Annotated in this window: 28 protein-coding genes; 16 read left to right on the top strand and 12 right to left on the bottom strand. The window is 73.7% G+C overall.

Going from position 1 to position 25953, the window contains the following annotated elements:
• Positions 1 to 11 precede the first annotated feature (11 nt).
• From ACFYYN_RS07945 to ACFYYN_RS07935, 3 genes are all read left to right on the top strand, one after another.
• Positions 12 to 1370, top strand: a complete 1359-nt coding sequence (locus ACFYYN_RS07945) for a GH1 family beta-glucosidase (RefSeq protein WP_500321650.1) — start codon at positions 12 to 14, stop codon at positions 1368 to 1370.
• Positions 1371 to 1415: 45 nt separating this feature from the next.
• Positions 1416 to 3371, top strand: coding sequence for an RICIN domain-containing protein (locus ACFYYN_RS07940; protein WP_500545094.1), 1956 nt, complete (start codon positions 1416 to 1418; stop codon positions 3369 to 3371).
• Positions 3372 to 3491: 120 nt separating this feature from the next.
• A complete protein-coding gene (locus ACFYYN_RS07935; protein WP_500545093.1) occupies positions 3492 to 4079 on the top strand; it encodes an Imm21 family immunity protein in 588 nt (195 codons plus the stop codon).
• 6 nt (positions 4080 to 4085) lie between these two features.
• Here ACFYYN_RS07935 and alc read toward each other — a convergent pair whose 3' ends face one another.
• Both alc and allB read right to left on the bottom strand, forming a co-directional pair.
• A complete protein-coding gene (alc, locus tag ACFYYN_RS07930) occupies positions 4086 to 5195 on the bottom strand; it encodes an allantoicase (RefSeq protein ID WP_500545092.1) in 1110 nt (369 codons plus the stop codon).
• Complete coding sequence (gene allB / locus ACFYYN_RS07925) at positions 5192 to 6553, bottom strand: allantoinase AllB (protein ID WP_500321654.1); 1362 nt, start codon at positions 6551 to 6553, stop codon at positions 5192 to 5194. The genes alc and allB overlap by 4 nt, the downstream gene beginning before the upstream one ends.
• A 258-nt stretch (positions 6554 to 6811) precedes the next feature.
• On the opposite strand from allB, the gene ACFYYN_RS07920 reads away from it, so the two are divergent.
• The 3 genes from ACFYYN_RS07920 (at position 6812) to ACFYYN_RS07910 (ending at position 9087) form a co-directional block, all read left to right on the top strand.
• Positions 6812 to 7576 carry an IclR family transcriptional regulator gene (locus ACFYYN_RS07920; protein ID WP_500365251.1) on the top strand — a complete coding sequence of 255 codons (765 nt, stop codon included), beginning with the start codon at positions 6812 to 6814 and terminating at the stop codon, positions 7574 to 7576.
• 270 nt (positions 7577 to 7846) lie between these two features.
• Positions 7847 to 8140 (top strand): helix-turn-helix domain-containing protein, encoded by a 294-nt coding sequence (locus tag ACFYYN_RS07915; RefSeq protein WP_500545201.1) that lies wholly within the window; start codon positions 7847 to 7849, stop codon positions 8138 to 8140.
• A gap of 65 nt (positions 8141 to 8205) precedes the next feature.
• Positions 8206 to 9087, top strand: coding sequence for an LLM class F420-dependent oxidoreductase (locus ACFYYN_RS07910; protein WP_500321656.1), 882 nt, complete (start codon positions 8206 to 8208; stop codon positions 9085 to 9087).
• 22 nt (positions 9088 to 9109) lie between these two features.
• On the opposite strand, the gene ACFYYN_RS07905 is transcribed toward ACFYYN_RS07910, so the two are convergent.
• Both ACFYYN_RS07905 and ACFYYN_RS07900 read right to left on the bottom strand, forming a co-directional pair.
• Complete coding sequence (locus ACFYYN_RS07905) at positions 9110 to 9418, bottom strand: DUF5955 family protein (protein WP_499514733.1); 309 nt, start codon at positions 9416 to 9418, stop codon at positions 9110 to 9112.
• A gap of 175 nt (positions 9419 to 9593) precedes the next feature.
• Complete coding sequence (locus ACFYYN_RS07900; protein WP_500545090.1) at positions 9594 to 10247, bottom strand: histidine phosphatase family protein; 654 nt, start codon at positions 10245 to 10247, stop codon at positions 9594 to 9596.
• Positions 10248 to 10291: 44 nt separating this feature from the next.
• Here ACFYYN_RS07900 and ACFYYN_RS07895 point away from each other — a divergent pair, with 44 nt between their 5' ends.
• From ACFYYN_RS07895 to ACFYYN_RS07880, 4 genes are all read left to right on the top strand, one after another.
• Positions 10292 to 10936, top strand: a complete 645-nt coding sequence (locus ACFYYN_RS07895) for a nucleotidyltransferase family protein (protein ID WP_500545089.1) — start codon at positions 10292 to 10294, stop codon at positions 10934 to 10936.
• 172 nt (positions 10937 to 11108) lie between these two features.
• Positions 11109 to 12731 carry a malate synthase A gene (aceB, locus tag ACFYYN_RS07890; protein WP_500545088.1) on the top strand — a complete coding sequence of 541 codons (1623 nt, stop codon included), beginning with the start codon at positions 11109 to 11111 and terminating at the stop codon, positions 12729 to 12731.
• A gap of 121 nt (positions 12732 to 12852) precedes the next feature.
• Entirely contained in the window at positions 12853 to 13125 is a 273-nt protein-coding gene (locus ACFYYN_RS07885; RefSeq protein ID WP_500545087.1) for a hypothetical protein, read from the top strand.
• Positions 13115 to 13720: a class I SAM-dependent methyltransferase gene (locus ACFYYN_RS07880; protein ID WP_500545086.1), complete on the top strand. Its 606-nt coding sequence runs from the start codon at positions 13115 to 13117 to the stop codon at positions 13718 to 13720. The genes ACFYYN_RS07885 and ACFYYN_RS07880 overlap by 11 nt, the downstream gene beginning before the upstream one ends.
• 18 nt (positions 13721 to 13738) lie before the next feature.
• Here ACFYYN_RS07880 and ACFYYN_RS07875 read toward each other — a convergent pair whose 3' ends face one another.
• Entirely contained in the window at positions 13739 to 14059 is a 321-nt protein-coding gene (locus ACFYYN_RS07875; protein WP_500365265.1) for a nuclear transport factor 2 family protein, read from the bottom strand.
• Positions 14060 to 14246: 187 nt separating this feature from the next.
• Between ACFYYN_RS07875 and ACFYYN_RS07870 the strand changes: the two genes are divergently transcribed.
• Together ACFYYN_RS07870 and ACFYYN_RS07865 are read left to right on the top strand one after the other, a co-directional pair.
• Positions 14247 to 15338 carry a PP2C family protein-serine/threonine phosphatase gene (locus ACFYYN_RS07870; RefSeq protein WP_500545085.1) on the top strand — a complete coding sequence of 364 codons (1092 nt, stop codon included), beginning with the start codon at positions 14247 to 14249 and terminating at the stop codon, positions 15336 to 15338.
• 104 nt (positions 15339 to 15442) lie between these two features.
• On the top strand, positions 15443 to 16432 hold the full coding sequence (locus ACFYYN_RS07865; RefSeq protein WP_500545083.1) for a hypothetical protein: 990 nt from the start codon (positions 15443 to 15445) through the stop codon (positions 16430 to 16432).
• 132 nt (positions 16433 to 16564) lie between these two features.
• Here ACFYYN_RS07865 and ACFYYN_RS07860 read toward each other — a convergent pair whose 3' ends face one another.
• The 6 genes from ACFYYN_RS07860 to ACFYYN_RS07835 form a co-directional block, all read right to left on the bottom strand.
• Positions 16565 to 17950, bottom strand: coding sequence for an 8-oxoguanine deaminase (locus ACFYYN_RS07860; protein ID WP_500545082.1), 1386 nt, complete (start codon positions 17948 to 17950; stop codon positions 16565 to 16567).
• An 11-nt stretch (positions 17951 to 17961) separates the two neighbouring features.
• Positions 17962 to 18849 carry a factor-independent urate hydroxylase gene (gene pucL / locus ACFYYN_RS07855; RefSeq protein WP_500545081.1) on the bottom strand — a complete coding sequence of 296 codons (888 nt, stop codon included), beginning with the start codon at positions 18847 to 18849 and terminating at the stop codon, positions 17962 to 17964.
• A 7-nt stretch (positions 18850 to 18856) separates the two neighbouring features.
• Positions 18857 to 19249: a hydroxyisourate hydrolase gene (uraH, locus tag ACFYYN_RS07850; RefSeq protein ID WP_500545080.1), complete on the bottom strand. Its 393-nt coding sequence runs from the start codon at positions 19247 to 19249 to the stop codon at positions 18857 to 18859.
• Positions 19246 to 19758, bottom strand: a complete 513-nt coding sequence (uraD, locus tag ACFYYN_RS07845) for a 2-oxo-4-hydroxy-4-carboxy-5-ureidoimidazoline decarboxylase (protein WP_500545078.1) — start codon at positions 19756 to 19758, stop codon at positions 19246 to 19248. Before uraD ends, uraH begins: the two co-directional genes overlap by 4 nt.
• Positions 19759 to 19846: 88 nt before the next feature.
• Positions 19847 to 20227, bottom strand: coding sequence for a helix-turn-helix domain-containing protein (locus ACFYYN_RS07840; protein WP_500545077.1), 381 nt, complete (start codon positions 20225 to 20227; stop codon positions 19847 to 19849).
• A complete protein-coding gene (locus ACFYYN_RS07835; protein ID WP_499514719.1) occupies positions 20224 to 20475 on the bottom strand; it encodes a YkoF family thiamine-binding protein in 252 nt (83 codons plus the stop codon). Before ACFYYN_RS07835 ends, ACFYYN_RS07840 begins: the two co-directional genes overlap by 4 nt.
• 118 nt (positions 20476 to 20593) lie before the next feature.
• Between ACFYYN_RS07835 and ACFYYN_RS07830 the strand changes: the two genes are divergently transcribed.
• The 4 genes from ACFYYN_RS07830 to ACFYYN_RS07815 all read left to right on the top strand — a co-directional run bounded on the left by ACFYYN_RS07830 (position 20594) and on the right by ACFYYN_RS07815 (position 24062).
• Positions 20594 to 21424 (top strand): TIM barrel protein, encoded by an 831-nt coding sequence (locus ACFYYN_RS07830; protein WP_500545076.1) that lies wholly within the window; start codon positions 20594 to 20596, stop codon positions 21422 to 21424.
• 15 nt (positions 21425 to 21439) lie between these two features.
• Complete coding sequence (locus ACFYYN_RS07825) at positions 21440 to 22339, top strand: 2-hydroxy-3-oxopropionate reductase (protein ID WP_500321672.1); 900 nt, start codon at positions 21440 to 21442, stop codon at positions 22337 to 22339.
• 319 nt (positions 22340 to 22658) lie between these two features.
• Complete coding sequence (locus ACFYYN_RS07820) at positions 22659 to 23387, top strand: hypothetical protein (RefSeq protein WP_500545074.1); 729 nt, start codon at positions 22659 to 22661, stop codon at positions 23385 to 23387.
• Between the two features lie 129 nt (positions 23388 to 23516).
• Positions 23517 to 24062: an EF-hand domain-containing protein gene (locus ACFYYN_RS07815; protein WP_499514715.1), complete on the top strand. Its 546-nt coding sequence runs from the start codon at positions 23517 to 23519 to the stop codon at positions 24060 to 24062.
• Between the two features lie 95 nt (positions 24063 to 24157).
• Here the strand turns inward: ACFYYN_RS07815 and gcl are convergent, their stop codons facing one another.
• Positions 24158 to 25945, bottom strand: a complete 1788-nt coding sequence (gcl, locus tag ACFYYN_RS07810) for a glyoxylate carboligase (RefSeq protein WP_500438002.1) — start codon at positions 25943 to 25945, stop codon at positions 24158 to 24160.
• Positions 25946 to 25953: the final 8 nt, after the last annotated feature.

Here is a 25953-nt window from a genome sequence, read left to right as displayed (position 1 = left end):
AAAGGCAGTCCGTGACCCTCGACCTCAGCGCCCTCCCCGACGGATTCGTGTGGGGCGCCGCGACGGCCGCTTACCAGATCGAAGGAGCCGTGGCCGAGGACGGCCGTGCACCATCCATCTGGGACACCTTCTCCCGCACGCCGGGGAAGGTCGCGAACGGTGACACCGGTGACGTCGCCTGCGACCACTACCACCGCGTGCCGGAGGACATCGGCCTGATGGGCCGGCTCGGCCTGGACGCGTACCGCTTCTCCCTCGCCTGGCCGCGTGTGATGCCGCAGGGCGGCGGGCCGGTCAACCCCGCGGGCCTGGCCTTCTACGACCGGCTGGTCGACGGCCTGCTGGAGGCGGGCATCACCCCCTTCCCCACCCTGTACCACTGGGACCTGCCCCAGGCACAGCAGGACCGCGGCGGCTGGCCGGAGCGCGAGACCGCGCTGCGCTTCGCCGACTACGCGGCCGTGGTGGCCGAGCGGCTCGGGGACCGGGTCACCCACTGGGCGACGCTCAACGAACCGCTATGCTCGGCCTGGATCGGCCACCTGCAGGGCGTGATGGCCCCCGGCCTCACCGACCTGACGGCCGCCGTCCGCGCCTCGTACCACCTGCACCTGGGCCACGGCCTGGCGGTGCAGGCGCTGCGCGCCGCGGTCCCGCACGCGCAGATCGGCATCGTCAACAACCTCAGCCCCTGCGAGCCGGCCTCCGACCGCCCCGAGGACGTCGCCGCGGCGCTGCGCTCCGACGGCCACACCAACCGCTGGTGGCTGGACCCGATCCACGGCCGCGGCTACCCGCAGGACATGCTGGAGCTGTACGGGGTGGAACTGCCCGTGCAGACGGGCGACATGGAGACCATCGCCGCGCCGCTGGACTGGCTGGGCCTCAACTACTACTTCCGTGACATCGTTGCCGACGACCCGTCGGGGCCGGTCCCCCACACCCGTGCCGTACGCGTCCCGGACGTCCGCCGCACCGCGATGGACTGGGAGGTGCACGCCGGCGGTCTGGAGCGGCTGCTGCTGCGGCTGACCGAGGAGTACGGCGCCCGCAAGATCTACGTCACCGAGAACGGCTCGGCGTACGAGGACCACGTCGGCCCCGACGGCCAGGTCCACGACCCCGAGCGCACCGCCTACCTGGAGGAGCACCTGGCGGCCTGCGCCCGTGCCGTGCGCGGCGGCGCCCCGCTCGCCGGCTACTTCGCCTGGTCGCTGCTGGACAACTTCGAGTGGGCGTACGGCTACGCCAAGCGCTTCGGCCTCGTCCACGTCGACTACGAGACCCAGCGCCGGACCGTGAAGGGCAGCGGCCGCCGCTACGCCGACATCATCGCCGCCCACCGGCGCCGCGCCCGCAGCGCGGCCTGACCTCCCTCGCCATCCCGTCTCCACCCCCCACACAGGAGATCCGCGATGCCACACTCCCCCCACGTCAGACGCCTGGTCGCCGTGCTCGCGGCGGTCGCCGCGGCGTTAGCCGGGTTGGTGCTCGCCGGACCGGGAGCGGCCGCCGCCACGGCCGTCCAGGTCACCATGACCACCACCTCCGACGGCAGGACCGTCGTCAAGGGCCTGCAGGCGCAGACCCCGGCCGCCTTCGAGGCGGGCAACGGCAGCGGCGGCACGGTCATCACGGTGGACCCCGCCGCCCGCTACCAGCCCTTCGAGGGCGGCGGGGCGTCCTTCACCGACAGCGCCGCCTGGCTGATGAACTCCTCCGGCGCGCTGCCGGCGGCCACCCGTGACGCCACCATGCGCAAGCTGTTCTCCCCCACGGAGGGCATCGGCCTGGGCTTCCTGCGGAACCCCATGGGCGCATCCGACATCGCCCGCAGCCACTACACGTACGACGACACCTGCTGCGACCTGGCCGACTTCTCCATCTCCCGGGACCTGGCCGACGTCCTGCCGCTGACCCAGCAGGCGCGCCGGCTCAACCCGGACCTGAAGGTCATGGCGGTGCCGTGGTCGGCGCCGGCGTGGATGAAGGACAACGGCAAGCTGACCCAGATGGGCAAGCTGAAGCCGGAGTTCTACGACACCTACGCGCAGTACTTCGTGAAGTACCTGCAGGCGTACGAGCAGCGCGGCGTCCACGTCGACTACGTCTCGGTGCAGAACGAGCCGCAGTGCTGCGGCGCGAACAGCGGCTACCCCACGATGGAGTGGACGGCGGCCACGCTGCTGGACTTCACCAAGAACCACCTCTTCCCGGCGTTCCGTTCGGCCGGGATCACCACCAAGGCGCTGATCCACGACTGGAACCACGGCGACTGGAACACCACCGGCGCCGGTCAGCTCGCCGACGCCGCCCTGCGCGGCGACCCGCTCTTCGGCGGCGTCGCCTGGCACGGCTACGCGCCCACCCCGCCGGACTACGCGCTGGGCAGCACCGTCCAGAGCCAGTACCCGGGCGTGGCGCAGTACGAGACCGAGCACTCCGGCGGCACCTGGGTCACCGACCAGCAGCTGGAGGACCTGCGCGACATCACCGGCTTCACCCGCAACTGGGCCCGCTCCTACGTGAAGTGGTCGCTGGCGCTGGACCAGGCGATGGGCCCGCACGCGGGCGGCTGCGGCACCTGCACCGGCCTGATCACGGTGCACAACGGCGACGCGCGCAGCGGGCAGGTCGACTACACCGTCGAGTACTACACGATGGGCCAGCTGACGAAGTTCGCCCGCGCGGGCGCGGTGCGGATCGGCAGCAACGCCACCGACCCGGTGTGGAACACGGCCTTCGTCAACACCGACGGGCAGCGGGTGCTGGTCACCCACAACTCCTCGTCGTCCGCCCAGCAGGTCACGGTCCGCGAGGCCGGGCAGCACTTCTCGTACAGCCTGCCCGCCCGCGCCACGACCACGTTCACCTGGCCCGGTGCGCCGACCGGCGGCGGGGGCGGCGACGGGGACGGCATCAGCACCTCCGCCTGGTACCAGGTGGCCGGCGCCGGCTCCGGCAAGTGCGTGGACGCCAAGGACCGGGGCACCGCCAACGGCACCGCGGTGCAGCAGTGGAGCTGCGTCGCCGGGCAGGCCAACCAGCAGTGGCAGTTCCGCCCGACCGACGGCGGCTACTACCGGGTGGTGAACCGCAACGCGACCGCCACCGAGCAGGTCTGGGACGTCACCGGCGGGGCGTCGGCGACGGCTGACTCCGTGCCGGTGCAGACCTGGCAGTGGTCCTCGGGCGCCAACCAGCAGTGGAAGCCGGTGCTCCAGGCGGACGGGTCGTACGTCCTCACGGCCCGGCACAGCGGCAAGTGCCTGGACGTCACGGCGGCCTCGACGGCCGACGGCGCCCTGCTGCAGCAGTACACCTGCAACGGCACCGCCGCCCAGTCCTTCCGGCTGACACCGGCGGGCTGACCGACCCCGTGCGGCGCCGGCGTACGAGGCAGACGCCGGTGCCGCGCGGCACCAACCCCCCTCCGGGGCACCGGGGCCCCGGAGGGGCGCACTGTCGGCGCCGCGCGCCATACTCACGCCATGGACGCCTTCACGCCCGACGTCTCCGCGGCGCCCCGGCCTGCCCCCGCGTGGGTGGAGTCGATGGGCGGCCCGCTGATCGTCGTTCCCGTCTCCGCCCTGTCCGCCTGGGGCGGCTGCACGGAGCAGGGGGTGGTCGTCGGTGACGGGGACGTCCCCGACGACTACGACCGGGCCTGCGCCGTGGACGACCTCGCGGGGGTGATCCCCGTCGGCCGTGACGGCGGACAGGGGCTGGTCCTCGGGGACATGCCCGCCAGGACGTGCTACCTCCCGGCGCACCGGGCCTTCCTGCGCTGGGGCGGCGCCGACTCCGAGGCCGAACTGGTCGCGGCGGCCGAGGCGGTTCTCGCCGATCCCGCCGTCGAGTGGGAGGCGTCCGGGACGTGGCGGACCGACGGGCCCGCGGTGCTCATGGACTCCGCCGAGGCGGGGGGCCTGCTGGGCGTGGAATACCCCGGCGGAGGCAGGCCCGAACAGGCCCCCGTCCCGCTGCCTCCCGGGCACTGGGCGGTACGCGCCGTCCAGACGAGGGCCGGCGACCGCACCTCGCTCGGTCTGGTGCGGCTCGTGCCCGCCGCCTCGTGAAGCCCGTCAGGCCAGCGTGTCCCACCGCCGGGTGAGGCGGTCGGCGCCCGTGTCGGTCAGCGAGCCCCACAGGCGCAACCGGGCGATGCCGCCGTCGGGGTAGGTCTCCAGGCGCACGTGGGTGGCGGGCGGGACGTCGACCACGAAGCGGTGGACGGTGTCGGGCTGCAGGGGGGTGCGGGGCAGGATCTCGAACCAGTCGCCGTCCTCGCCGTCGCGGCCGAGCAGGGCGGCCCAACCGGGGGCGTTGCCCTTGTAGTAGCCGGTGTCGATCTCGGCGGCGCGGACGACGCCCTGCCCGGCGAGGCGGTAGCGCGCCCAGTCGTGGCCCTTGTCGCGGCGGCGGCGGGTCTCCCAGCCGTCGCCCATGCGGCGTGACGTGCCCGGCAGGATCGGGTTGAGCGGGGAGGAGTAGAAGCGGTCGGAGACGTCCTCGGCGGTGCCGCCGTTCTCCAGCGCGACCAGGTCGAAGGTGCCGAGCGCGGTCAGCCACGCCGGGTCGGGGACGACCTCGCCGTGGACGCGGAGCCGGGCGATGCCGCCGTCGGGGAACTGCTTGAGCCGCAGGTGGGTGAAGCGGCGCTCCACGGCCACCTCGAAGCCGTTGGCGGCGTGGCCGCCGACGGCCGTGCGGGGCACGAGTTCCGTCCACCGCACGCCGTCGGCGAGGAGGTCCGCGGGCGCGGCGGCCAGGGGCGCGCAGGTGGCCTCGACGGCGATCTGCTGGGGGTGGTTGCCGCGGAAGTGGGCGGTGTCCACGACCAGGCCGCGCACGACCCCGGGGGCGGCCAGGCGGATCAGCGCCCAGTCGTGGTCGGCGTCGGCGGGGTGCGGGTCGGCGGCGTCGGTGCCGCGGCGGCGGCGGGTCTCCCAGCCGTCCATGACCTGGCCCTTGTGGCCGAAGTGCTCGGCGCGGAACTCGGGGCGTCCGGGGACGAGCAGGTTCTCCCGCTCGGCGAAGAACTCGTCGTTGGCGGCGATCACCCCGGCGCCCAAGCGCCGGTCGGCGAGGTCGACGAGGCCCGTGAAGGGCAGGTCGGCGCCGCGGTAGTCGGCGTAGGGGTCCCCTCCGGGGTACGGCTGGGCGGCGCCGGTGTACCGGGGTGTGGCGGTCACGCGTTCTCCCTTGTGATGAGGCGGCCGGAGGGGTGGGCCGGGGTGCCGTGGTCGGCGATCCGCTCGCCGCGCAGCCAGGTGCTCCGTACGACCCCCTGGAGGGTGCGGCCCGCGTAGGCGGTGACCCGGTTGCGGTGGTGCAGCGCCGACGGGTCCACGGTGAAGCTCTCGTCGGGCGCCAGGACGGCGAAGTCGGCGTCGTGGCCGGGCGCGACGGCGCCCTTGGTGGTGAGTCCGGCCAGGCGCGCCGGGCCCCTCGCCATCCAGCGGACCACGTCGGCGAGCGTGGCGCCACGCCGGCGGGCCTCGGTCCAGATCGCGGGCAGGCCGAGCTGGAGGGAGGAGATCCCGCCCCAGGCGGCGCCGAAGTCGCCGGTGTCGAGGTGCTTGAGGTCGACGGTGGAGGGCGAGTGGTCGGAGACGACGCAGTCGAGGGTGCCGTCGAGCAGGCCCTGCCACAGGGCCTCCCGGTTGCCCGCCTCGCGGATCGGCGGGCAGCACTTGAACTGGGTCGCGCCGTCCGGGACCTCCTCGGCGGTGAGCGTCAGGTAGTGCGGGCAGGTCTCGGCCGTCAGGCGTACGCCGTCGCGGCGGGCGGCGGCGATCAGGGGCAGGGCCTCGGCGGAGGACAGGTGCAGGACGTGCACCCGGCAGTCCAGGCGGCGGGCGAGGGCGATCAGCGACTCGACGGCGGCGTTCTCGGCGGCGCGGGGGCGGGAGGCGAGGAAGCCGGCGTACGCGGGCCCGGAGGGCTGCGGGGCGCCGTCGATGAGCCGGGGGTCCTCGGCGTGGACGATCAGCAGCCCGTCGAAGCGGGCGATCTCGCGCATCGCCTCCTCCAGTTCGGCCGGGGCGAGCTGCGGGAACTCCTCGACGCCGGAGGGCAGCAGGAAGCACTTGAAGCCGAAGACCCCGGCGTCGTGGAGCGGGCGCAGGTCCTTGGTGTTGCCGGGGACGGCGCCGCCCCAGAAGCCGACGTCGGTGTGGATCCGGCCGCGGGCGGTCGCGCGCTTGACCTCCAGGTGGGCGGTGGTGGTGGTCGGGGGGACGCTGTTGAGCGGCATGTCGACCAGCGTCGTGACGCCGCCTGCGGCGGCGGCCCGGGTGGCGGTCTCAAAGCCCTCCCACTCGGTGCGGCCGGGGTCGTTGACGTGCACGTGGGTGTCGACCAGGCCGGGGAGCAGGGCGTCCGCGCCGAGGTCGACCAGGCGGGCGCCGGGAGGGGGCTCGGTCCCGTACGGCAGGACGGCGGCAATCCGGCCGCCGGCGACGGCCACGTCGGCGGGGCGCTCGCCCTGCGGTGTGACCACCCGTGGTGAACGCAGCACCAGTTCGATCCCGTCAGCGGCCTCGGACACGCGTTCCCCTTCCACCGGCGCCCCACAGAAATTCAACGTTCTGTTGAAATGCATCCTCCGCTCGCGCGCGAGCCCGCGTCAACCCCTGCCCGGGCACCACGGGAGGCTCCGGCAGTACAGTTGGAGAATTCCACCCAATGGAATACGTTTTCCGCGTCCACCGGCCACCGCCGCGCCCACGACCGCCCCGAACGGCGATCGCATGCCTGGTCAGGGTCGGTAGGCTGCACCACTACACCGTCCGCCTGGGGAGGAAACGTGGCGTCAGACCGCGCCGGGGGCGTGCAGTCCCTCGAACGCGCCTTCGACCTGCTGGAGCGGATGGCCGACGCGGGCGGGGAGGTGGGCCTCAGCGAACTGTCCGCGAGCAGCGGGCTGCCCCTGCCCACGATCCACCGCCTGATGCGCACCCTGGTCGACTGCGGCTACGTGCGCCAGCAGCCCAACCGCCGCTATGCGCTGGGACCCCGGCTGATCCGCCTCGGCGAGAGCTCGGCCCGCCTCCTGGGCACCTGGGCCCGCCCCTACCTGGCGGAACTGGTCGAGGCGACCGGCGAGACCGCCAACATGGCGCTCCTGGACGGGGACGAGGTCGTCTACGTCGCCCAGGTCCCCTCGCGGCACTCGATGCGGATGTTCACCGAGGTCGGACGGCGCGTCCTGCCGCACTCCACCGGCGTCGGCAAGGCCCTGCTGGCGCACGTCCCGCCGGAGGAGGTACGGGCCCTGCTGGCCCGCACCGGGATGCCGGCGGCCACCGAGCGGACCATCGTCGACCCGGACGCCTTCCTCGCGGAACTGGAGCACATCCGCGCCCAGGGCTACGCCGTGGACGACAACGAGCAGGAGGTGGGGGTCCGCTGCCTGGCGGTCACCGTCCCCGACTCCCCCACGGCCGCCGCCATCTCCATCTCCGGACCCGCCGGACGGGTGACCGAGGCGGCCACGGAGAAGATCGTGCCGGTGCTGCAGGGCGTGGCACGGCAACTGTCGTCCGCGCTGGCCAGCAACGGCGCCGCCTGAGGCGGGGCGTCACGATTCCGCCCGTCGGGTCCGGTGTCCGTGCGGGCGGTGACGGTGCCCGCGGTGGCCGCCCTCCTGGTGCTCGCGCCCGGGGCGCCGCCGGCACCGCGTGAGGCCGCGCCGCCGGACACGGTGCCGCCGAGCGGCGGGGCCGGCGTCGCGGCCGTCGGGGTCGCACCCATCGCGCTCGCGCTGCGGATGCCGCCCGCCCAGGCCCTCGCGCGCGACGTCGAGGCGACGCGGATGCGCCGGGCCGGCCGAGGTGATCCGGTGCCGATCTCCGTCGACGTCGACGTCGGCGTGATGCCGACCGGGCGGAAGACGTCCGTGGGCGAACTCGCGGACCGCGTCGGGATCAGGCCCGCCAACCGGACAGTGCTCAAGAAGCGCCGCACCAGGGCGGCGCGCGTCGCGACGCTCGCCGCGCTCCGCGAGGTGCTGGAGGGCCGGCCGGGCGACGTGCCGCGCCGGGAGGCCGAGGACCCGTGCGGGTCGGCGCGGAACCGGTGCGAAGGCCCGCCCAGGGCGGCTCGGGGCACCTCACGGCGGTCTCACGCGGCTTGACCTCGAGCGCACTCCAAGGCCTACGGTCGTCACCGTAGCGACCACGACCCCGGACGGGGAGAACCATGCAACTGGGCCTGCACCTCACGAAATTCGACCACCCCCAGGGACCCGCCGGGCTCGCGCCCGCGCTCGCCGCGGCCGGTGAGGCCGCCGAGTCGGCCGGCGCGGGCTGGCTGTCGGTGATGGACCACTACTTCCAGATGGAGAACAACGGGGGCGCCGAGGCGGCCATGCTGGAGGCCTACACGACGCTGGGCTTCCTCGCCGCCCGCACCTCCTCCGTACGGCTGGGCGTCCTCGTCACGGGGATCACCTACCGCCATCCCGGCCTGCTGGCGAAGATCGCGACCACGCTCGACGTACTGTCCGGCGGCCGGGCGACCCTGGGCCTCGGCGCGGCCTGGTACGAGCGTGAGCACCTGGGCCTGGGCGTGCCCTTCCCGCCGCTCGCGGAGCGCTTCGAGCGGCTGGAGGAGACGCTGCGGATCTGCCTGCAGATGTGGGACCAGGACGACGACGGCCCCTTCAAGGGCACGCACTACTCACTGGCCGAGACCCGCTGCACGCCGCCCCCGGTGAGCACCCCCCGCCCCGAGATCATGATCGGGGGCGGCGGCGAGCGGAAGACGCTCCGCCTGGTCGCCCGGTACGCGGACGCCTGCAACCTCTTCGCCTCCTCGACCGCCGACGTCGCGCACAAGCTGGACGTGCTGCGCGCGCACTGCGACGAGGCCGGACGCGACTACGCGCGGATCCGCAAGACGATGCTCTTCGTCGGCGACTCCCTCCGCGCCGGCGACACCGACGCCTTCGTCGCCGAGATGGCCGGTTACGCCGAACTCGGCATCGACACGGTCATCGTGGTGCCGCCGGACGCCGAACCGGCCGGCTGGATCGACAGCCACTGCGCGCCGGCCGTCCCCCGGCTGGCCGAGCTCGGCTGACCGGCCCCGCGGGCACCCCGCGTCACTCGGGACGCGGGGTGCCGAACAGCTCGATCGCCCGCCGGACCTCGGTGAGGGCACCGGCCAGGGCGCTGACGGAGCCGAGCGCCCCGGCGATCACGAGCAGGCCGCGACGCAGCCGCAGGACGTCCGGAACGCCGGCGGCCGCGGCGGCGGCCAGCGCGGAGAGCTCGTCCTCGGCGATGTGCCGGTCCGGTAAGTTGGCGCGGTACCCGGCGAGTTCACGGCGACACCGGGCGACCGCGGCCCGCAGGGCGGTCACCCTCGGGTCGAGGGTCCCCTCGTCGTCGACCGCCGCGCGGGCGGCCATGTCCTTCACCACAGATACGTCCCCCACAGGTAGGCCCCCGGTGATTCCCATGGACGGCCGGCCCCATCCGGTCCGCCGTATCGGGGAGGACAGTAAACGCGACGGAGCGCTTCCCTCGCTATACGGAGAGCGAAATCCGCCGTAACTTCCTGCCTCACGTGACGACTTGCCGACATTAACGTCCGGGGGCCGCGGTTCGGTTCCAGTCCACGAGTTCCCAGTGCCCCGCGCCGTCACGCCGCCACCGGGCCATCGAGGCGTTGACCACGCGCGCGTCACCCGGCGGCGGCGGCCCGAGCAGCCGGCGCAGCGCCAGCACCACCGCGTCGTGCGTGACGAGCAGCAGGGGCGGCCCCGGGCGGGCGACGGCGTCCGCAAGGAAGTCCCCGACGCGGGCCTCGACGTCCCGCGGCGACTCCCCGCCCGGCGGGCGGTAGGCCGCCTCGCCCTCGCGCTCGCGCCGCCGCGCCTCCTCGGGGAAGCGCTCGCGGACCCCCTGCGGGGTGAGCAGTTCCAGCAGGCCCATGCCGCGGTCCCGGAGGCGTTCGTCGTAGGTGACGGGCGGCCGTTCGCGGCCCGCGGCCGTACCGGCCTCCTCGACGGCGCGCAGGGTCTGCCGGGCCCGCTCGAAGGGTGAGCATCGCACGCGGCCGGGCGCCTCGGCGCCCGGCAGGGCCAGCAGGTCGCGGCCGAGCCGGGCCGACTGCTCCTGCCCGAGCGCGGTCAGCGCCACATCGGCGTCCCTGACCCCGTCCAGGGACCTGCCGCGGGCGAAGGCCGCGTTCGCCTCGCTCTCGCCGTGACGTACGGCGATGATCCAGCGCGTCATGGCCGGTCCTTTCCCCCGCTCCCCGTCCACGGTATCCAGGGAGCATGGAACGTGACGCGGGCACGGGCGCCGTCGCCGGGCTGCTGCTGGCGGCCGGCGGCGGCAGGCGGCTGGGCGGCCGCCCGAAAGCGCTGCTGGAGTACGACGGCCGGCCGCTGGTCGAGCACGCGGCGCGGGCCCTGCGCGCCGGCGGCTGCGGCCCGGTGCACATCGTGCTGGGCGCGGCCGCCGCGCAGGTGCGCCGACAGGCCGCCCTGGACGACTACGGCGTCACCGTGAACCCGCACTGGGAGCAGGGCATGGGCTCCTCGCTGCGCGCCGGCCTGGAGGCACTGGCGGGCACCGGCGCGCCGGCCGTGGTCGTGGCACTGGTGGACCAGCCCGGGATCGGCGCCACGGCGGTGGCCCGGGTGGTGGCCGCCTACGCCTCGCCGCTCACCCTCGCCTGCGCCACGTACGGCGGCAGGCGGGGCCACCCGATCCTGCTGGGCGCGGCCCACTGGGCGGCGATCGCCGCGAGTGCGGCCGGGGACCAGGGGGCACGCTCCTACCTGAGGCGGCACGAGGAGGCGATCGCACGCGTCGAGTGCGGGGACGTCGCGGTCCCCGCCGACATCGACACCCCCGACGACCTGTGGCTGCTGGCGCACCCGCCGGAGCCCCCTGCACCGGGTGCCACAAAACGTTGAACTTCCACCATGCAAAAACTATGCTCCACCCAGCAGAAGCGCCCGTACGGTCGGCGCGCCTCGCAGCCGAAAACCGCCCCGTCCGGCACCCCGTGCCAGGGCCGGAACGCGGAGGCCGCCCGGCTCCCCCGGCCGCACGGCACCCCTCATCGGCAAGAGGAGAGTCAGGTTCATGTCCGCACCAGGGACCGCACCGCACGCCGTCGTCGCCGACACCGCACCCCCCGTCGAGCGCGCGGAGGAGGTGCTCACCGACGCGGCGCTCGCCTTCCTCGCCGAACTGCACCGCCGGTTCGCGCCCCGCCGCACCGAACTCCTCGCCAAGCGCAAGGACCGCCGCGCCGAGATCGCCCGCACCGGCACCCTGGACTTCCTCCCGGAGACCGCCCACATCCGCGAGGGCGACTGGCGCGTCGCCGACGCCCCCGCCGCGCTCGACGACCGCCGGGTGGAGATCACCGGCCCCACCGACCGCAAGATGACCATCAACGCCCTCAACTCCGGCGCGCGGATCTGGCTCGCCGACTTCGAGGACGCCTCCGCCCCCACCTGGGAGAACGTCATCGGGGGCCAGGTCAACCTCATCGACGCCTACGAACGCCGCATCGACTTCACCTCCCCCGAGGGCAAGACTTACGCCCTGAAGGACGAGACGGAACTCGCCACCGTCGTCACCCGCCCCCGCGGCTGGCACCTCGACGAGCGCCACCTGACCGTCGACGGCGAGCCCGTCCCCGGCGCCCTCGTCGACTTCGGCCTGTACTTCTTCCACAACGCACGGCGCCTGCTCGCCAAGGGCAAGGGCCCCTACTTCTACCTCCCCAAGACCGAGTCCCACCTCGAAGCCCGCCTGTGGAACGACGTGTTCGTCTTCGCCCAGGACCACCTGGGCATCGCACAGGGCACCGTCCGCGCCACCGTCCTCATCGAGACGATCACCGCGGCCTTCGAGATGGACGAGATCCTCCACGAGCTGCGCGACCACGCCTCCGGCCTCAACGCGGGCCGCTGGGACTACCTGTTCTCCATCGTCAAGAACTTCCGCGACGCCGGCGAGCGCTTCGTCCTGCCCGACCGCAACGCCGTGACGATGACCGCGCCCTTCATGCGCGCCTACACCGAACTACTGGTCCGCACCTGCCACAAGCGCGGCGCCCACGCCATCGGCGGCATGGCCGCCTTCATCCCCTCCCGGCGCGACGCCGAGGTCAACGCGGTCGCCTTCGAGAAGGTCAAGGCCGACAAGGACCGCGAGGCCCACGACGGCTTCGACGGCTCCTGGGTTGCCCACCCCGACCTGGTGCCGATCGCCCGCGCCTGTTTCGACGCCGTCCTCGGCGACCGGCCGAACCAGAAGGACCGGCTGCGCGAGGACGTCCACGTCACCGCCGCCGACCTGCTGGCCGTCGACTCCCTGGAGGCGAAGCCCACCTACGAGGGACTGCGCAACGCCGTCCAGGTCGGCACCCGCTACATCGAGGCATGGCTGCGGGGCATGGGCGCCGTCGCCATCTTCAACCTCATGGAGGACGCCGCCACCGCCGAGATCTCCCGCTCCCAGATCTGGCAGTGGGTCAACGCGGGCGTCGTCTTCGCCGACAACGGCGAGAAGGCCACCGCCGACCTCGTACGCTCCCTGGCCGGCCGGGAACTCGCCGCCATCCGCGAGGACATCGGCGAACAGGCCTTCGCCGCGGGCCGCTGGCAGCAGGCCCACGACCTGCTGCTGAAGACGGCGCTCGACGAGACCTACGTCGACTTCCTCACCCTGCCCGCGTACGAACTGCTCGACTGACCCTCCCGCGCGGGACCCCGGCCGCACCCGCCGGGGCCCGCGCGTCACCCCCGCCGCACGTGCCGGCCGTCCCCGGGAAAACACACGCACCGGGCCAGGGGGCGCTGGCATGATCGTCGGCATGCCAGCACCACGACCGCGCGCCGTGCGGCCCAGCCTGCACATCCCGGTGGACGTCGAGGCGGACGGGCCCATCCCCGGCCCGTACCCCATGCTCAGCCTCGACGCCGCCGAGGGCAGCGAACCGGCCGCAGCGACGGCCGACTCCGGCCGCCTCGACATGAAGACGCGGTACGCGGCCAAGGCCGGCGTCCCGCTGCGCGCCCTCGCCAAGGGCACGGCCGAGCTCTTCGCCGACCTCACGGCCTGGAGGGGGACGCCACATGCCCTTTGACCACAACGACCACTACCACCGGCTGCTCCTGCGCAAGGTCCCGCCCGGCGCCCTCACCGCCCTGGACGTCGGATGCGGCACCGGCCGCTTCGCCCGCCGCCTGGCCGCCCGCGGACTGCGGGTCGACGCGATCGACGCCTCCCCGGAAGCCGTGGCCGCGGCCGGGACCGCGCCCGGGGTCACCTTCCGCGTCGCCGACATCACCCGCGTGGACCTCCCCACGGCCCACTACGACCTCATCACCTGCCTGGCCAGCCTGCACCACGTGCCCTTCGGCACGGTCACCGCGCTGCGCGCCGCGCTCGCCCCCGGCGGGACCCTGCTCGTCCTGGGCTGCTACCCCGAGCGCACCCCCGCCGACTGGGCGGTCAGCCTGGCCGCCGTCCCCGTCAACGCCGCCGCCCGGCTCGCCGTCGCCACCGCCGACCGGATCCGCGGCCACCACCCGCAAGCAGTCCGGGCACCCGTACACCCACCGGGCACACCCCTGCCGCAGATCCGCACCGAAGCGGCACAACTGCTGCCGGGCAGCCGCATCCGACGCCTGCTGTTCTGGCGCTACCTGCTGGCGTACCGCGAAGGGACGGGCGGCTGAACCGCCCGGCCGGCCCGCTCAGGCCTGGCCGGTGTCGAAACGGCTGACCTTGCCGTCGTCCACGGTGAAGCGCCACTTGGTGCGCATCTCGCCCCACGCGTCGTTGCGGTAGTCGGCGATCAGGGTGAGCCCCGCCGAGTCCTGGGACTGCACGTCCATGTGACCGTGGGACTCGAAGATCTCGCGGTCCGCCCACTCCTTCAGGTTGCGGTCGGAGCCGTCGTCGGACATCGTCGCGTTCTCGGTGAGCGCGGCCTCGAAGGCCTCGCGGTCCCCGGCGTTCACCGCCGAGACGAAGGCGCGGACGGCCGGCTCGTTGAGGGCGTCGGTGCGGATCATCGCTGCTGCTCCCTGTGCTCACGGGTCGTGCCCCCAGCCTCGCCCGAGCGGCCACGGCGCGCTACCCGGAGCCCGGCGGCCACCCCGCCGTTCACCCGCGGGGACCGCCACGGCTGGCCCGGCGACGGGACCACGGGGACCCTTGGACCCAGTCCGGCGACCCGAGAGCGACGGCAGGAGCACACGCGTGGCGAGTGGGGGCGAGGACCTCACCGACGAAGGACGCGACGTACTGCGGTACGTCCGGCTGCTCCCCGTCGTGCTGCTCGTCGGCGGCTTCCTGGTCGACTACCTGACCCCCGCCCAGTTCAGCGCCACCGCCTTCTACTCCGTGGCCCCCATGCTCGCGGCCCCCCTGATGTCCCTGACCGGCACCGTGCTGGTCGGGCTGGGCGCCGTCGCCGCCGACGCGGGCATCCTCAGCCACTTCGGCTACATCAGCGGCCCCGGCGGCATCAGCGAACTGCTGTCGATCAGCGCGGTCGCCGTCGTCGCCGTGTTCATCAACCGCCTGCTCCACATCCGGGACGTCCGGCTGCGCTCCGCACGCAGCGTCGCCGCCGCCGTGCAACGGGCCGTGCTGCCCGAACCACCGCGGCGCGTCGGGCCGTACCGCATCGCCGCCCGCTACGAGACCGCGGAGGCCGAGGCGGAGATCGGCGGCGACCTCTACGCCGTCCAGGAAACGCCCTACGGGCTGCGCTGCATCATGGGCGACGTGCGCGGCAAAGGCATGGCGGCCGTGGAGGCGGCCACCGTGGTGCTCGGCGCGTTCCGCATGGCCGCCGACGAGGAACCCACCCTCGCCGGGGTGGCGACACGGATGGACCGGGCGCTGTGGCGCGAGGCCGAACGCCGCGAGGGCATGGACCGCCTGGAGTGGTTCGCCACCGCCGTCCTCGCCGAGTTCCCGCCCGGCGGCACCGCACTGCGCCTGGTCAACCGCGGCCACCCGCCCCCGCTGGTCCTGCACCACGGCACCGTGCGCTACGCCGAACCCGCCGGTCACGCCCTGCCCCTGGGCATGGGCCTCGGCGACGTGACCGACGAGGCCGACACGGTCCCCTTCCCGCCCGGCTCGGCCCTGCTGATGCACACCGACGGCGTGACCGAGGCGCGCGACGCCGACGGCACCTTCTACGACCCCGTCACCCGGCTGGCCGGGGTGCCGTTCACCGGCCCCGCCGAGCTGCTCGACGCCCTCCTGGACGACGTCCACGCGCACACCGGCGGCCCCCGCAACGACGACATGGCGCTCCTGGCGGTCTGCCGGGACTGAACCGCCCGGCTCCGTGGCCTGGGGCGCCCGCGGCGCGCGCTGTTCTCGACCCTCGCATTACTTTTCCCCACCCGTCTGTCAGCGCCGGCCCCTACCCTGCTGCCGTGAACGCGCCCGCCCTCCGCCAGCTCCGCGCCGTCCTGGAACGTGCCCTCGCCGACCCGCACATCGCCACGTCCCGTTCCCGGGAGGAACGGCTGAGGAAGGCCACCGCCGTGCTGGAACGGGCGGCCGCCGACGTACCGTCGCAGGCGCTGCGCAGCCTCGACGGCCTGTTCGACGACGCCGTCCTCGGCCACCCCGGCCGGCCGGAGACCGTGCTCGGACGCATCGCGGCAGGCCTGTACCGCACCCGGGCCGGGCAGGTGGGCAGGGAGCTCACCCCGGCGAGCCAGCGCGACATCATGGACGGCATCGCCGACCTCAACCGGGCGGCCGGGCGCCCCCCGTTCGGGTGGCAGGCCCGCGGGATGCGCCCGTGGTCCAAGCACACCAAGGAGCCCCTGGACTTCACCGGGCACATCGTGCTGCGCCGGGCGCTGAGCACCCCCGTGGAGCCGCGCCGCGAGCCGTACCGGCTGCGGCTGCTGGCGGCGCTGGAGGTGCTGTGGGCGACGGCGGTGCCCCGCGAGGGCCTGGTGGCCGCCGACGTCACCGACCTGTCCGCGCAGGAGTCCCGCATCCGGCTCACCGTGAACCTGCCCGGCCGGACCGCCGCGACCCGGCAGGAGTTCACGCTTCCCCGGTCGGCCCGGGCCGCGCTGCGGCTCTGGCTGCCGGTGCGCCGGGAGGTCGTCGCCCTGCACTTGGACGCCGGACCCGACCACCCTGCCAACCAGGCCCTGTTCGTCACCCTGCGGCACACCGTGGCCGAGCCGGCCTCGGGCGCCGCCCGGATGGTGCCGCCCGGCATCCGCATCACCGGGAACGGTCTGGAGACCGACTACAGCAAGTGGGCCCGCAGGCTCAACGGCGACCACGCCGGGCAGAAGGGCTGGCCGGTGCCGACGGACCTCTACACCGTCGCCCGCGGCGGCGCCGTCCGGCGCGAGGCCCAGGGCCGCTCCCAGGGCCGCGGCCCGGCGGCCCGCTAGACCGGGCACAAGCGGCCCCGGCGCAGGCGGCCGGGGCACGCCGAACGCCGGGCCCCGCCGGGCAGGGCGGGGCCCGGCACCGGCCGGGGGGCCGTCCCTCCCCCGGCCGGGGTCAGCGCAGGACCGCGGCGGTCAGCCCGCCAGGCCCGCGATCCGCGCAAGCCGCCGGGCCTCGTCACGGGTGGCGCGCGCGATGGCCTGTTCGTCGGCGGTGACGAGCCGGCCGTCCTCCACCACCGGCCGGCCGTTCACCAGGGAGAGGGTGACGGGGGCCGCCGCGCCGAGGACCAGCGCGGTGACCGGGTCGGCGATCGAGGAGTGGGCGAGGGTGTCCATCCGCCACAGGACGAGGTCGGCGAGCTTGCCCGGCTCCAGGGAACCGATCTCCGCGGCCCGGCCGAGCACCTGGGCGCCGCCGTACGTGCCCAGCCGCAGTGCCTGACGGGCGGTCAGTGCGGCCTCGCGGTGGGCGCCGAGGCGGTTGATGAGCAGCGCGTTGCGCAGCTCGGTGTGCAGCTCGCCCGATTCGTTGGACGCGGTGCCGTCCACGCCGAGGCCGACCGGGACGCCGGCGGCGAGCATGTCGGGGACGCGGGCGATGCCGGCGGCCAGGCGGGCGTTGGAGGACGGGCAGTGGGCGACACCGGTCCGCGTGCGGGCGAAGGCGGCGATGTCCGAGTCGCCCATGTGGACGCAGTGCGCCATCCACACGTCCTCGCCGAGCCAGCCGGTGGACTCGAAGTAGTCCGTCGGCCCCATGCCGAACAGCTCCTTGCAGAACTGCTCCTCCTCCACCGTCTCGCTGCCGTGGGTGTGCAGCCGCACGCCCTTGCGCCGGGCGAGTCCGGCGCCCTGGCGCAGCAGTTCGGTGGAGACCGAGAACGGCGAGCACGGCGCGACGGCGATCTGCGTCATGGCGTCGGGGGAGGCGTCGTGGTGCCGGTCGATCGTCTCCTCGGTGGCGGCGAGCGCCTCGTCGAGGCTCTCGACGGCGAAGTCCGGGGGCAGGCCACCGTCGGACTCGCCGCGGTCCATCGAGCCGCGGGCGAGGGTGAAGCGCACACCCATGTCCGAGGCGGCCCGGATGATGGAGCCGGACAGGTCGCCGGTGCCGCGCGGGAAGACGTAGTGGTGGTCCATGGCGGTGGTGACCCCGCCGCGGGCCATCATCGCCAGGGAGCCCTGGGCGGCCGCGTGGGTCATCCGCTCGTCGATGCGGGCCCAGACGGGGTAGAGGGCGACGAGCCAGTCGAAGAGGTTGTGGTCGGTGGCCAGGCCCCGGGTGAGCCACTGGTAGAAGTGGTGGTGGGTGTTGACCAGGCCGGGGGTGAGCAGGTGACCGGTACCGTCCACCCTCCGTACGACGCCGTCGAGTGCGGCGGGGGCGGGGCCCGCGCCGACGGACTCGATGCGGTTGCCGGCGACGACGACGTGGCCGGCCGGGTGCTCCGTGCCGTGCGCGTCGACGGTGGCGACGGCGCAGTTCTCGATGACGATGCGCTCTGCTGCGGCGGTCATGGCGGGCCCTCTCAGTCCGTCACCGGGATGCGGGGCTCGGTGCCGGCGCGCAGGACCGTGCCCTCGATGAGGCCGTAGGGGCGGTCGGCCGCGAAGTACACCGCGCTGTCGGGGGTGTCGTTCTTCAGGCCGAACGGCTCGAGGTCGACGAGGAAGTGGTGCTTGTTGGGGAGCGAGAGCCGCACCTCGTCGATCTCGGGACGGTGCTCGACGACCCGGTCGCCCATCGCGTACAGCGTCTGCTGCAGGGAGAGCGAGTAGGTGCCGGCGAAGGCGTCGAGGAGGTGGCGGCGGACCTCGGGCCAGGACTCCTCCCAGGGCGGGGCGGGGTCCTCGTCGCTGGTCCAGCCGAACCGCCAGCGGGCGCTGACCTCGGTGGCGAGGACGCGGTCACGGGTCTCCGGCAGCGTGGTGTAGCGGTCCTTGACGAAGCCCCAGAACTCGGAGTCGGTGGTGTTCATGACCACGAGGTCCTTCAGTCCGGAGACGACCTGCCACCGCCCGCCGTCGAAGGTGACCTCGGTGGTGCGGGTCTCCCGGCCGCCGCGGACGAAGGAGTGCTCCTGCGTGATCCGCTCCCAGGCGTACTCCTCGATGCGGATCCTGGCCCGCTCGATGGACCCCTGGCTCGTGACGAAGTGCCGGGCGAGGTGGATGCCGAACTGCTCGGGGGAGTCGATGCCGTACTGCTTGGCGAAGGCGAAGACGGTGTTCTTGGTGGTGTCGGTGGGCAGTACGGCGGCGTTGCTGCCGGACGTGTGGACGTCGTCCATGGCGCCGGAGAGGGCGACCGAGACGTTGAGGTCCCTGACGTGGTGGGTCCCGCCGTCGCGGGTGACGCGGACGACGCGGGTCTCCGCCTTGCCGTACTGGTTCTGGCCGAGTCGGGTGGGCGACATGTCGGTGCTAGCTCCCTCGGTATACGGAGTAGCCGAACGGGTTGAGCAGCAGCGGTACGTGGTAGTGCTCGCCCGGCTCGACGGCGAAGACGATCGCCACCTCCGGGAAGAAGGCTCCGCTGTCCCTGGTGCGGGGGGCGTCCTGCTGGTCCTCGGCTCGACTGCGGTGGGCGGTGCTCTGACGGGAGAGGTAGGGCTCGGTGGCGAACTCCAGCCGTACGTGGCTCGTGCCCTCCGGCGGGTCGGGCAGGTCCTTGCAGCGGCCGTCGGCGTCGGTCGCCGAGGCGCCGTGCGGCACCCAGGGGGCCCCGCTTCCGGTGCGCACCGACAGGGCGACGGCGACGTCCCGTGCGGGGCGGCCGGCGCTGGTGTCCAGGACGTGCGTGGAGACGGAGGTCATGAGGGGTCCTCTGCGGCGGTCTCGACGAGCCGGGTGAGCCTGATGCGGTTGATCCTCCCCAGTTCGGTGCGGACGATCTCGCGTTCGGTGCCGGTGTCGTTGCCGGTGCGCTCCTTGAGCGCGGCCAGCATCTGCTCCCCGGTCCTGCCGGTGGCGCAGATGAGGAAGACGTGGCCGTGCCGCTCCTGGTAGGCGAGGTTCAGTGCGAGCAGTTCCTCGCGTTCGGAGTCCCGCACCCCGCCCTGTTCGCGGGCGGAGACCGGGTCGCCGGGCCGGGGGCGGCCGATCGGCGGGTGTCCCGCCATCGCCTCGGCCAGGTCGCCTGCGGTGAGGCCGGCCGTCGCGGTGTCGGAGGCGGCGAGCAGCGCGTCGAGGGTGTCGTACGGGCGGGCCGCCATGACGGCGGCGCCCCAGGAGCGGCTGGCGCAGACCTCGTGCAGCAGCGCGACCGCCTCCGGTCCGCCGGCGGCGTTGAGCCGGGCCAGGCCCGGGGATGGGCTGGAAGTCACAACGGCACGCTAGGAGCCCGCACCACGTGACGTCAACAGTTTGTTGAAAAATGGCGCCGATGACGCCCGGACGGACGCCTCGGGACGGCTAGCGGCCTTCCTTCGCCGCGTTCTCCCTGTTGAGGTAGTTGTAGACGGTGAAGCGGCTCACGCCGAGCGCCGACGCGACCGTCTCCACCCCGTGCCGCACCGAGAAGGCGCCGCGCTCCTCCAGGATGCGGACGACCGTCTGCTTCTCCTTGCGCCCGAGCTCGGACAGCGCCTTGCCGTGCCGGCGCTCGAGGTCGGCCAGGATGTGGTCGAGCGAGTCCGCGAGGTGCGGCAGCCGTACGGCGACCACCTCCGCGCCCTCCCAGCTGAGCACGACGTCGTCACCACGCGCCTCGCCCGGGGGCACCAGTTCGGCGCCCATGGCGTCGGCGAGCGGCTTGATCGCCGCGCTGAGCGGATGCTCGACCGGCCCGGTCACCGGTCCGCCTCCCCCACGACGTTGACCTGCAGCGACACCCGGGTCGCGCCGGCCTCCAGGGTGCGCCGCAGCAGATCGCCGACCACGGCGACCACCTGCTCGGTGCCGCCCTCGGCCGAGTTGCCGAAGGGCCCGACGTCGACGGCGTCCAGCCCGGCCGCCTCCAGGACCTCACGCCCCACCACGGCGTGCCGCGGGGGCTCGTCCAGGTCGAACGGCTCGGTGGTGAATTCGAGTTTCAGGCGCACGTCCACAACCTAGCTGGTCAGGGGCTTTCCGGAACATCCCCCTTGACAGCCGCCCGCCGGCTCATGGAGTCTTCCGTTAAGTAGAAACTACTTTCCGCAATACGGAAGGGCGCATGTGATGGGCTTCGACTCCACGCGCTTCGATGTGAACCTCTCGATCCTCTTCACCGAACTCCCGCTCCTGGAGCGCCCCGCGGCGGCCGCCGCGGCCGGCTTCTCCGCGGTCGAGCTGTGGTGGCCGTGGACCCGGATGCCGACCCCTCCGCAGGCCGAACTCGACGCGCTGCGCGGCGCGCTGGAGGAGGCCGGCACCCAGTTGGTGGGGCTGAACTTCTACGCGGGCGAACTGCCCGGCCCCGACCGCGGCGCCCTGTCCGTGCCGGGCGAGGAGTCCGCGCGCTTCCGCGCCAACATCGACGTCGCCGCCGACTTCGCCCGCTCGGTGGGCTGCACGGCGCTCAACGCGCTGTACGGCAACCGGGTGGACGGCGTGAGTCCCGAGGCGCAGGACGAACTCGCCCTGGAGAACCTGGTGCGGGCCGCGCACGCGGCCGACCGGGTCGGCGCGGTGCTGCTGGTCGAGGCCCTCAACAAGCCCGAGTCGCCGCGCTATCCGCTGGTGAGCGCGGCCGCCGCGGTCGAGGTGGTCGACAAGGTCAACGCCGAGACCGGCCTGGGCAACGCCAGGTTCCTGCTGGACCTGTACCACCTGTCGATGAACGGCGAGGACCTGCCCGCCGTCATCGACGCCTACGCGGACCGCACCGGCCACGTCCAGATCGCCGACGACCCCGGCCGCGGCGCGCCCGGCACGGGTTCCCTGCCGCTGTCCGCCCTCCTGGACCGGCTGCGCGACCGGGGCTACGACGGCTGGGTGGGGCTGGAGTACAAGCCGGGCGCGCAGGGCAGCGCCGCCTCCTTCGACTGGCTCGCCGACGCCGACAAGTAATCCGGAGAGGACATCATGACCACCACACTTCCCGCGGTCGCGTGGATCGGCCTCGGCATCATGGGCTCCCCGATGTCGGAGAACCTCATCAAGGCCGGGTACTCCGTCACCGGCCACACCCTGGAGCAGGACAAGCTCGACCGCCTGGCCGCGGCCGGCGGCACGCCCGCCGCCTCGGTCGCGGAGGCCGTGAAGGACGCCGACGTGGTCGTCACCATGGTCCCCGCCTCCCCCCAGGTGGAGGCCGTCGCCTACGGCGAGGACGGCATCCTGGCGAACGCCCGGCCGGGCGCGCTCCTGATCGACATGTCGTCGATCACCCCGCAGACCTCCGTCGACCTGGCGAAGGCCGCGGCCGAAAGGCACATCCGGGTCCTGGACGCCCCCGTCTCCGGAGGCGAGGCGGGAGCCGTCGAGGCGGTGCTGTCGATCATGGTCGGCGGGGCGCGGGCCGACTTCGACGAGGCGCGGCCCCTTTTCGACGCCCTTGGCAAGACCGTCGTCCTGTGCGGTCCGCACGGCGCCGGCCAGACCGTGAAGGCGGCCAACCAGCTGATCGTCGCGGTCAACATCCAGGCGTGCGCGGAGGCCGTGGTCTTCCTGGAGAAGTCCGGCGTCGACCTCACCGCGGCCCTGGAGGTGCTGGGCGGCGGCCTGGCCGGATCCACGGTGCTGACCCGCAAGAAGCGCAACTTCCTCGACCGCGCGTACGCCCCCGGCTTCCGCATCGACCTGCACCACAAGGACATGGGCATCGTCACCGACGCCGCCCGGAACGTCGGCGCCGCACTGCCCGTCGGCTCGGTCGTGGCGAACCTCGTCGCCTCACTGCGGGCCCAGGGCGACGGCGGCCTGGACCACTCCGCCCTGCTGCGCGGCGTGGAGCGCCTTTCCGGTCTCCCGGTCACCGGCTGACCCCCGACTTCCGGGCGGCGGCGCCCCGACCTGTCCTGTCGCGCCCGATGGGGCGCCGCCGCCCGGAACCACGAACGTCCGCGCCGCCGAGAACTTCTGAGGGGTAGGTCGAGGCGGCGCGGACCGGTCCCCGCCCGGGGACCCGTTCCGCGGCCGGGCCGGACGCGGAGCGGGTCCCCGGGCGGCTGCGTGCACCGGCGCGACCGGGACGGCAAGACGGGTGCACGACGGGCTCCCCGTGCGGGACCATGGACGGCAGGACCGTCCCGGCGAGCACCCTGCGCCGCCGCACCGCCGCACCGCCCAGGAGTCGCGAACCATGGCAGAGAGCGTGCCCGTGCGCTGTCCGGCCTGCCGCCGGGAGCACGCCTACACCGCACCCACCTTCCCCTGCGCCTGCGGCACACCGCTGGCCCTGCCGATCCTGCGCGGCGGCATCCCGCTGCAGATCCGCCACCGGTCCTGGGACGACTCGTGGGTGGCCATGCGCTGCCCGGACTGCGGCCGCGACGAGCAGTGGCCGCAGCCCGAACTCGGCTGCGACTGCGGGGCGGTGGTCCGGCTGCCGGTGGACACCCGGGCCCTGCGGATGCCCGAGCGGCGCCCCGTCCCGCCGGTGCGGCAGCCCGGCCCCGGGCCCGTGGCGCGCGCGCCGCGGCCGCCGTTCCGGCCGGTGACCATCCGTACCGCGCGGGACGCGGTCACCGCCGCCGCGCAGTACCTGAAGTGGCTCGGCTTCGCCGGCGTACGCTCCGCGGAGGACCGCTCGGCCAACGGCATCGACCTGCGCGGTGAGGGTGTCGTGGCCCAGGTCGACCCGACGACGCGGCCGACACCGCTGCGGGAGGTGGAGACCCTCTGGCTCAACTGCCTCAACGAGGACTCCACCGGCGCCTTCTTCTCCCTGGCGGGCTACGCCCATGACGCGCGGCTGCGCGCGGACCGGCTGGGGGTGCCGCTCTTCGTCATGGACCTCACCGGCACGCCGCAGCCGGTCAACGACGCCGCCGACGTCCTGATCAGGACGGGCCCGCACGCCACGCCCTGAGCCGGGACGAGCTCAGCCCCGCCCTTCACCGTCCGTGGTCACTCGGGTCGCGCGACCGCCGCTCCCGGGGGAGTATCGAGAGGTTCCCCCTCCGTACGGCAACCCCAGGACTACGTCAAGGACGCAGCGATGTCTACGGCCCTTCTGAAGCGCAAGCTCGACAAATCCTTCCGCCGTCTGGACACGGACGGCAACGGATATGCCGAGCGCGCCGACTTCCAGGACGTCGGCGCGCGGCTGATCCACGGCTTCGGCATGTCCCCCACCTCGCCCAAGGGAAAGGCGGTGGCGGTACGGCTCGACGCCGTCTGGGCGGAGCTGGCGGCGTACGCCGACAGAGACCGCGACGGCCGGCTGTCCTCCGCGGAGTACCACCACGGCATGACCAAGGCCTTCATCGAGGGACCGGCCTTCGACCCGGTCTTCCACCCGGCGGCCGAGGCCGTCGCCCATCTGTGCGACACCGACGGCGACGGCCACGTCGTGCGCGGGGAGTTCGAGGTCCTGCAGCGGGCCTTCAACACGCCCGTCACGGACATCGCCGCCGCCTTCAACCGCATCGACACCGACGGCGACGGGTGTGTGAGCACGGCCGAGCTGGTGGCGGCCATCCGCGCCTACTACATCGGCACCGACCCCGAGGCCCCCGGCAACTGGCTGTTCGGGCCGCTCTAGCGAGCCGCCGGGGCCCTCCCGGGGCGGTCGTGGAGCCCGGCCGCCGCGCCCGGGAGGTCAGGGCGGGGCGGCCGGTGGCGCGGTCGGGCCCGGGCTCAGGTGCCCGTGAGCGGGATGATCTCGGTGGGCGCGTGACCGGGTTCGGTGGCCAGCTCCTCGAACTCCACGACGTTGCCGATGTCGTTGGTGACGCTCATGGCGATGTTGGTGACCCGTTCCAGGATCGCCTCGACGACGACCGGCACCCGGTACTCGGCCGCGAGCTTCTTGGCCTGCTCGAACGCCGCGCCGAGCCCGGCCGGGTCGGTGACCCGGATCGCCTTGCAGCCCAGGCCCTCGGCGACCTTGACGTGGTCGACGCCGTAGACGCCCAGCTCGGGCGAGTTGACGTTCTCGAACTCCAGGTTGACCTGGAAGTCGATGTCGAACGCCCGCTGCGCCTGGCGGATCAGCCCCAGGTAGGAGTTGTTCACCAGGACGTGGACGTACGGGATCCGGTGCTGCGCGCCGACCGCGAGCTCCTCGATCATGAACTGGAAGTCGTAGTCGCCCGAGAGGGCCACCACCGGCGTCCCCGGGTCGGCCTTCGCCACGCCCAGGGCGGCCGGCACGGTCCAGCCGAGGGGGCCGGCCTGGCCGCAGTTGATCCAGTGGCGCGGCCGGTAGACGTGCAGCATCTGCGCGCCCGCGATCTGGGAGAGGCCGATCGTGGTGACGTAGCGGGTGTCGGGGCCGAAGGCGCGGTTCATCTCCTCGTACACGCGCTGGGGCTTGATGGGGATGTCGTCGAAGTGCGTACGGCGGTGCAGGGTCGCCTTGCGCTCCCGGGCCGAGGCGGCCCAGGCGCTGCGGTCGGGCAGTTCGCCGGCGGCCTTGAGTTCGGCGGCCACGTCGACGAAGAGCCGCAGCGCGGCGCCGGCGTCGGAGGCGATCCCGTAGTCGGGGGCGAAGATCTTGCCGATCTGGGTGGGTTCGATGTCGACGTGCACGAAGGTGCGGCCCTCGGTGTAGACGTCGATCCGGCCGGTGTGGCGGTTGGCCCAGCGGTTGCCGATGCCCAGGACGAAGTCGGACTCCAGGAAGGTCGCGTTGCCGTAGCGGTGCGAGGTCTGCAGGCCGACCATGCCCGCGTTGAGGTCGTGGTCGTCCGGGATGGCTCCCCAGCCCATCAGGGTCGGCACCACCGGGGTGCCGGTCAGTTCGGCGAACTCCACCAGCAGACCGGCCGCGTCGGCGTTGATCACCCCGCCGCCCGCGACGATCAGCGGCCGCTCGGCGGCGGTCATCATGGCGAGCGCCTTCTCGATCTGACGGCGGGTGGCGGCCGGCTTCCAGACCGGCAGCGGCTCGTACGTCTCGGGGTCGAACTCGATCTCCGTGAGCTGGACGTCGACCGGCAGGTCGATCAGGACCGGGCCGGGACGCCCGGAGCGCATCAGGTGGAAGGCCTTCTGGAAGACGCCCGGGACCTGGGCCGCCTCCAGGACGGTGGTGGCCGCCTTGGTCACGGGCGCGGCGATGGCCGCGATGTCCACGGCCTGGAAGTCCTCCTTGTGGATCACCGCGGTGGGCGCCTGCCCGGTGATGCAGAGGATCGGGATCGAGTCGCCGGTCGCGGAGTAGAGGCCGGTGATCATGTCGGTGCCGGCGGGCCCCGACGTGCCGATGCACACGCCGATGTTGCCGGGGGCGGTGCGCGTGTAGCCCTCCGCCATGTGCGAGGCGCCCTCCACGTGCCGGGCCAGCGTGTGCTGGATGCCACCGGAGGCCTTGAGGGCGGCGTAGAAGGGGTTGATCGCGGCGCCGGGCACGCCGAACGCGGTGTCCACGCCCTCGCGCTTGAGGATCTCCACTGCCGCTCGGGCGGCGGTCATTCGAGGCATTCGGTCAC

Source organism: Streptomyces sp. NPDC001902, from assembly GCF_042891295.1.
Taxonomy (GTDB): Bacteria; Actinomycetota; Actinomycetes; order Streptomycetales; family Streptomycetaceae; genus Actinacidiphila.
The sequence above is the reverse complement of the archived record's forward strand: the minus strand, read 5'-3'. Positions and strand labels throughout refer to the sequence as shown.